The 6,189-nt window shown below is 48.4% G+C and carries 6 protein-coding genes and 1 riboswitch; all 6 genes read left to right on the top strand.

What is annotated here, in order from left to right:
- On the top strand, nt 1–758 hold a 758-nt coding region (locus PHQ58_RS20820; protein ID WP_300115206.1), incomplete at its 5' end, for a site-specific integrase.
- 134 nt (nt 759–892) lie between these two features.
- Nucleotides 893–989, top strand: a riboswitch (cyclic di-GMP riboswitch).
- A 172-nt stretch (nt 990–1,161) separates the two neighbouring features.
- Nucleotides 1,162–1,299, top strand: coding sequence for a hypothetical protein (locus PHQ58_RS20815; protein ID WP_300115203.1), 138 nt, complete (start codon nt 1,162–1,164; stop codon nt 1,297–1,299).
- A 101-nt stretch (nt 1,300–1,400) separates the two neighbouring features.
- On the top strand, nt 1,401–2,318 hold the full coding sequence (locus tag PHQ58_RS20810) for an AAA family ATPase (RefSeq protein ID WP_300115200.1): 918 nt from the start codon (nt 1,401–1,403) through the stop codon (nt 2,316–2,318).
- A gap of 31 nt (nt 2,319–2,349) precedes the next feature.
- Nucleotides 2,350–3,678, top strand: coding sequence for a hypothetical protein (locus tag PHQ58_RS20805; protein ID WP_300115197.1), 1,329 nt, complete (start codon nt 2,350–2,352; stop codon nt 3,676–3,678).
- Nucleotides 3,675–5,378 carry a hypothetical protein gene (locus PHQ58_RS20800; protein ID WP_300115194.1) on the top strand — a complete coding sequence of 568 codons (1,704 nt, stop codon included), beginning with the start codon at nt 3,675–3,677 and terminating at the stop codon, nt 5,376–5,378. The genes PHQ58_RS20805 and PHQ58_RS20800 overlap by 4 nt, the downstream gene beginning before the upstream one ends.
- Complete coding sequence (locus PHQ58_RS20795; RefSeq protein ID WP_300115191.1) at nt 5,375–6,025, top strand: OmpA family protein; 651 nt, start codon at nt 5,375–5,377, stop codon at nt 6,023–6,025. Before PHQ58_RS20800 ends, PHQ58_RS20795 begins: the two co-directional genes overlap by 4 nt.
- Nucleotides 6,026–6,189: the final 164 nt, after the last annotated feature.

Here is a 6,189-nt window from a genome sequence, read left to right as displayed (position 1 = left end):
CGTTGTCAGACATGCGCCAGATGTTTGGCTGGGCGTTGGAACGAGATTACCTGCTGGCTGACCCGACTGCTGTCATCCGTAAGGCCAAGCTCGGAGCCAGCACAGAGCGTGAGCGGGTGCTGACAGAAGCTGAGGTCATTGAGTTTTTTCAGAAACTTCCCTTGTCAGGTCTGGCCGAGACATCCAGAATGGCACTGATGATTCAGCTCAGCACGGCTTCCCGCATCGGCGAAACGCTGCTTGCCCATTGGTCTCACGTTGATTTTGAGCGGCGCAATTGGACCATACCGGCCTCTGTCGCCAAAAATGGGAAACTCCACACCATTTCTCTCAGTGACTTTGCCCTGATGCAATTTAAATTCCTGCACTCAATGACAGGTGTCACCCCGTGGTTGTTCCCTAATACTGAACTGAATGCATCTGTTTGCCCAAAAAGCACGACCAAGCAGGTGGGTGATCGCCAGCGTTATGACAAGCCCATTTTGAAGAACCGTTCACAAGATGCCCACGCACTGGAGTTACCTGGCGGCCGCTGGGTACCGCATGACCTGCGCCGCACGGCGGCGACCATGATGGTGCAACTGGGCGTGTTACCGGATGTCGTCGAAAAGTGTCTCAATCACACTGAGCCAAACAAGCTAAAGCGTATCTATCAGCGTGCCAGCTACGAAGGCCCAATGCGAGAGGCTTGGCTTATGCTGGGGGAACGTTTGAACCTGTTGCATCGTCGCGTCATAGGGCAGGCACCCCGTGGATAAATGTAGTGCGTTGATTTTCACTTGAATGATTACTGAACGGTGATCAGATTGAAGTGCCGCCAGCAGTTCCTTGTATAAATTCGGTAGTGTATATCGGCATTCCGTAATGGGTACTGATGATTACTCGTTACACTTATTTTCATTGGCAAACGAAGCGAACGCTTCGGACGCAAAGCCTCGGACCCTATCCCAGTAACTGTCACCACTGGAAGTGATATCTGGGTTGCACTTGGGTATACATGACCAAGTTCCCTCCAGTCGTTGCGTTGCCGTCTATTGCTAGGCAATCTCTTGAAGAGGCGGGGATATAAAAATGAAAAAGTTTTCTTATAGGCATCTAAAACGACATCACCTGTCGTGGGCGTTGGTTAACCTTGATTGATTCCTTTCAAGACCACCCAACATGTCCTCCGTAAAAACATCTGATCACGACTCCTTTGGTTACCGTCTGATTCAGATTGTGAAAAAGCTGAATCAGGGCGAAAAGCTTGGCCCCAAGGCGCTCGCCGAAGAATTCAACGTCAACCTGCGTGCCATTTAACGCGACCTCAACGAGGGTTTTGCGTTTTTGCAGCTGGAAAAAACCAATGCTCTCTATCACCTGCATCCCGCATTTTTGGGCAAGCTTATCACCTCTAATTTATGAGCACTGAACCTCAACCCACCGAGACCCAATCGCCTTATGAACTGCGTGATGCCCGGATTACGCTAGAAACCGAAGTCGTTCTAGCACCCGAAACGCGCAGAATGTTTGATGAGGCCATTGGAGCAATGCGCCACCACAAAACCATTTACACGGATTGGGGATTTGGTGCGGTGGACACCATGGGGCGCAACATGATTCTGAATCTCTACGGCCCACCAGGAACGGGAAAAACACTCGCTGCCGAGGCACTGGCGGGCACACTGAAGCGCCAATACATCCACATTGGTATTTCTGAGCTTGAAAGCAAATACGTGGGTGACACGGCAAAAAACATTGCCAGCGCGTTTAAAGCAGCGACTGCGGAAAATGCACTGCTCTTTTTTGACGAGGCCGACACTTTGCTGGGTGCACGGCTTTCGTCCGTTACGCAGGGCATCGACAACGAAATAAATGCCATGCGCTCCACACTGCTCATTGAACTGGAACGCTTCAATGGCATTGTGGTTTTTGCCACCAACTTTGCCAAGAACTACGACAGCGCTTTTGTCAGCCGCATCCGTTATCACATCGAGTTCAAACTGCCGGATTTTGAAGGACGCAAGCAACTTTGGAATCGTATGCTGGTGATTGGTGTGCCTCTAGAGGAGGAACGTGCTCTCATCATTGAACGTGCCGCTGCTGCATCGGATGGGTTATCAGGGCGCGAAATTCGTACCGTGTTGCGCACAGCCTTTCCCCGTGCTTTGGTTGAAAACCCAAAGGAACCAAAGGTACTTTGGACACATTTGGAGAGTGCCATTGCGGATGTACGCACCGCAAATCGAAATGTTGGCAAGCACCAGCAGGATCGTACAACTGCCAGCAGTAATGCAAGCGCGGAGGCTGGGAGGCGACTTTTAGGGGTTGGGGATTGAGTGTTGTTGAAATTTATTCAAAGGAAAAATCATGGGTTTTTGGAGTTCAGTTGGCAGTATTTGTAGTTCTGTCGCAAGTTCAGTCGGTAGCGCCGTTAGTTCAGTCGCCAGCGCAGTTGGGCGCGGGGTAAGTGCCGCCTATAACACTGCCAAAGATATGGCAGGTCGAGCCGTGGGGTGGATGGCTGAAAAGGCGGGGAATTTTGTGGATGGCGTCAAAAAAGTGTGGGATACGGTCAAGCCCTATGTCGCGCAAATACGTACGGCATTAAAAGCCGCCGCCGATGCCACAGCTGTGACTTTTCCCTGGCTTAGTGGCGCATTGGTGCTGTTGGACAACGGCCTGGGAGCTTTGACCGCCTTTGAAAACTCGCCCATTGCCCAAAAAGTGCAACAGGCCATTGACTGGTCAATCAAACTGGCGCAGCGCTGGCAGGGTAACAAAAAAGAGGAGCAAAAAGAACACGAATATCTGAATGAAGAGGAATTGGAACAGGCCAAAAAGTATCAGGAAGACTTGCGTTTTGCCGAGCGTGAAGTTGTTTCACCAGAACAACGACACCAACTTGAATTGGCTTCAGTATTTAATGATTTTGAAATTGCCAGTGCTGATTTGGATAAAACGATTAAGAGCGCGCCAGAAGACTTTGAACACTATCTTCGCTTGCGTGCCACGCAAAAACTGCTGGCGATGGCGGAGCAAAAATTCCGTACCGCCAAAACCGTGGATGACATCAGCGCTGACGACATCTTTTTGGTACGCATTGCATCCGATCTGATCAAGGCAAACCCGGAGCTTTCAAATAATGCGGCGCTGCGCTTAGATCGCGTGCTGACTGAAATTCATGGGAAGAAACTTCTACCGTTTGTGTTTGAGGAGCTTATTGCCTCTTGGGCTAAGCGTGCCGAGGTTTTGGATAAGCAATGGGCGCAAGACAACAAAGCTTTATCGAAAGAAACTACCCTTTACAAATATCTCTTGGGTGCGAAGGAGATTCAAAGCGAACTCTCTGCCGAAGAAATGCAGCAACTTGCAGCGCTGGAAGTTGGATTACCCAAACAAAAAGAGGCTCTCACTAGCCTAGCAACTCGTCAGCGTGATATGGAGCGGTATGTAGGTGCAGCGGAAGGGCTTTTGCAAGTGCTGGAGAAAACCCCAGAACAAATCGAGGCCGAAGACAGAGCCTACCTGCTTGAAGAAGGCACACACATTGGCAAGCTGCTGATTGACTGTGCACAAACTGACATGCCCTTTAGTCAGCTAAATAAAGAAGATCAATCTTTGCTAACGGATTACGCCAATATCTTTAAAAATGAATCCAAGACCCGGATGAAGGGTTTATTAGAAGTGACAGCATGAACATCAGCGAATTATTGGGTTTTATAGCCCCGCAGCTAGAGCCGCTGCAATTGAGTTTTTTCATTCTTATCTTAGTCATGTTCTTTGGCACCATTTTCTCCACTCTATTGAATGCCAAAGATGCGGCGTGGGAAAAAAATTGGAATAACGGTACACCTGATGACTACAGTGATGATCTCGATATTGACCATGGCAGCGTTACCGATCTTTGGCACGCCGTAGCAACAAAATCTGAAAAATTGGCAGAAATAATGCCCGGCATGTTGCTAGTGGTGGGTTTGTTAGGTACTTTCTTAGGACTAGGACTGGCACTGAATCATGCATCGAATATTTTGGGGCAATCCAATGCAATCAGTGCTACTGGTACTGCCAACAGTATGCAGGATCTGCTGAGCATGATGCAGGGCTTGGGCACCAAATTCAAAACATCTACTTGGGGCATTGCATTTTTTCTGTTGCTCAAAGTGTGGAGCAGTTGGCTGGGATTTGAGGAAAAACGCCTTACCTGGGTTATTCGTAAAGTAAAAGCAGAACTGGAGCGCCGCAAGGCGCAAGCGCAGGCAACGGAGTTAAATAAGCAGCAGACACTGTTTGCGCAAATCAATCAAGCTGCCGGGCAGATTGTTCAGGGTTTTTCTCTAAACCTTGAAAAACTGTCAGAGAGTCAAAAAGCTCACCATCAACAAACTTTGCAGTTTTTGGGAAAAGGGATACAAACCGTGCGTGGTGACTTGGCAAGCATCAATACAGCCATACAAAGCGATAACGCAATAATGAAGCAGGTGCTTGAACAAAGCATTCAAGGTGTTCGTGCGGATTTAGCGAGCATTAACGCTGCAACACAAGCCAGCAGTGAAGCGATGGCTGGTTTTGTCAATAGTACCCAAACCATCATCAAAGACATGTCAGCGGCAAGTAACAAAATGGCCGATGGTGCTCACGAAGTGGGGGTTGCAGGTAGCAGTTTGGTCAAAGCTGTAGATGAATTCAGCACCCAGTTTAAACAAGTGCTCGGTGATGTACGAACTGACCTTAGTGCAGCTATCAATGACATGAGTGAACAAGCGGCGCGAACGTTGGAACAAGGAACCAAGGAACTCGGCAAGGCAACGCTTGAAATTTCAGCTGCACTGGGTGTGCTCTCACAAGACGTAACCGTAACAATGAACGGTGTAAAAGACTCTATTGGGAAGTCGCTGAAAATTCAGGAAGAGGGCGCTGTATTGTTCCGACGCTCAAGTGACACACTCAACGAGAACGTCACAGCTACGACAGAGTTGGTTCAGAAACTAGGTGAAGATATTCGCAGCGGTTTACAAGCGGTTTCAGACTCTGGTCGACGTATGGTTTCAATTGGAAAATCACTCGAAACCATTGTTCCTCAAATGGGTGATTTATTACCAGCGCTCGAACCGCTCAAAACATTGCATGCTCAGAATCAACCGTTATTGGATGAAGCCAAAACACTGCGGACAGATTTGTCCAAACGGGATGCAAGGCAAGAAATTCAATTTGAGAAGTCATTGAAAATTCAAATAGAGGTTGCTGAAAGGATTCAGCGATCTACTGACATGCTAAATGAGCATGTTAAAGCGACGACAGCGCTAGTTCAAAAACTGGGTGACGACACTCTTCGCCATTTGAAAACAGTTTCAGACACGGATCATCGAATCAAATCTAGTGCAGAAACTCAATCATGAAAGATAAACCCAGCGAATGGATTGCAATATCCGACTTGATGGCGGGTGTGATGGCCGTGGTTATGTTGATGCTGGTGGTATCTGTGCTCCAGAAAAATGCGAGCGAAATTGCATATAAAGAGGAGCTTGCCAAATCAAAAGAGTCAAAAAACGATCCTGTTACCAAGATGATGCAGTCTCTGAATACGATGATCAACACGAAGAGTGCAACAGAGTTCATTTCCCTCGACACACGAACCAATCGAATGACGCTGCGTGACGGAGTTTTTGAGCGCGGGAGTGCTTGCCTCAAACCGGAGGCACGTGCAGCGGTGGAGTCTGTGCAAAAATATTTGGAAGATTTTTTGCGCGAAAACCCAAAAGCACGTATCTTTGTTGAGGGCTATACGGACAATTTGCCCGTTAAAAGTCCAGTGGTTGACTATCAGCGCTTTTGCACGGTGTATGACGACAATTTCACACTCTCGGCCGCGCGTGCACGAGAAGCAAGGCGGTATTTGATTGGCGCTTTGGATGCTGATGCCGCGCGGCGCATCGTCGTGGCAGGTTACGGTGAGTCGAAACCCTTGATTGGCACAGAGCCTTCAAATCCAAAAAATCGTCGAGTGGAAGTGCTTTTTACGATGGAGCAAGAGGCCAAGCCCTAAGCAATGGCGAATAGATAATAGAGCAAAAGATTGACTCCAAATCTGGGCCTGCGATTCAAGGTCAGTTTTCAATCCAGCGGAAGGCATAGAGTCGGCTGATGTTTGTGCAGTGAACACCTGTCTGGTTTATCCAATTGCATAGACACTGCGGCATATGTGTTTGC

Source organism: Rhodoferax sp. (assembly GCF_028688795.1).
Lineage (GTDB): Bacteria > Pseudomonadota > Gammaproteobacteria > Burkholderiales > Burkholderiaceae_C > Rhodoferax.
The sequence above is the reverse complement of the archived record's forward strand: the minus strand, read 5'-3'. Positions and strand labels throughout refer to the sequence as shown.

What these genes read in the sequence shown, in the direction of transcription:
- PHQ58_RS20810 (WP_300115200.1), top strand. Translation starts at nt 1,401, where the DNA reads ATGAGCACTGAACCTCAACCCACCGAGACCCAATCGCCTTATGAACTG.
- PHQ58_RS20800 (WP_300115194.1), top strand. Translation starts at nt 3,675, where the DNA reads ATGAACATCAGCGAATTATTGGGTTTTATAGCCCCGCAGCTAGAGCCG.
- PHQ58_RS20815 (WP_300115203.1), top strand. Translation starts at nt 1,162, where the DNA reads ATGTCCTCCGTAAAAACATCTGATCACGACTCCTTTGGTTACCGTCTG.
- PHQ58_RS20795 (WP_300115191.1), top strand. Translation starts at nt 5,375, where the DNA reads ATGAAAGATAAACCCAGCGAATGGATTGCAATATCCGACTTGATGGCG.
- PHQ58_RS20805 (WP_300115197.1), top strand. Translation starts at nt 2,350, where the DNA reads ATGGGTTTTTGGAGTTCAGTTGGCAGTATTTGTAGTTCTGTCGCAAGT.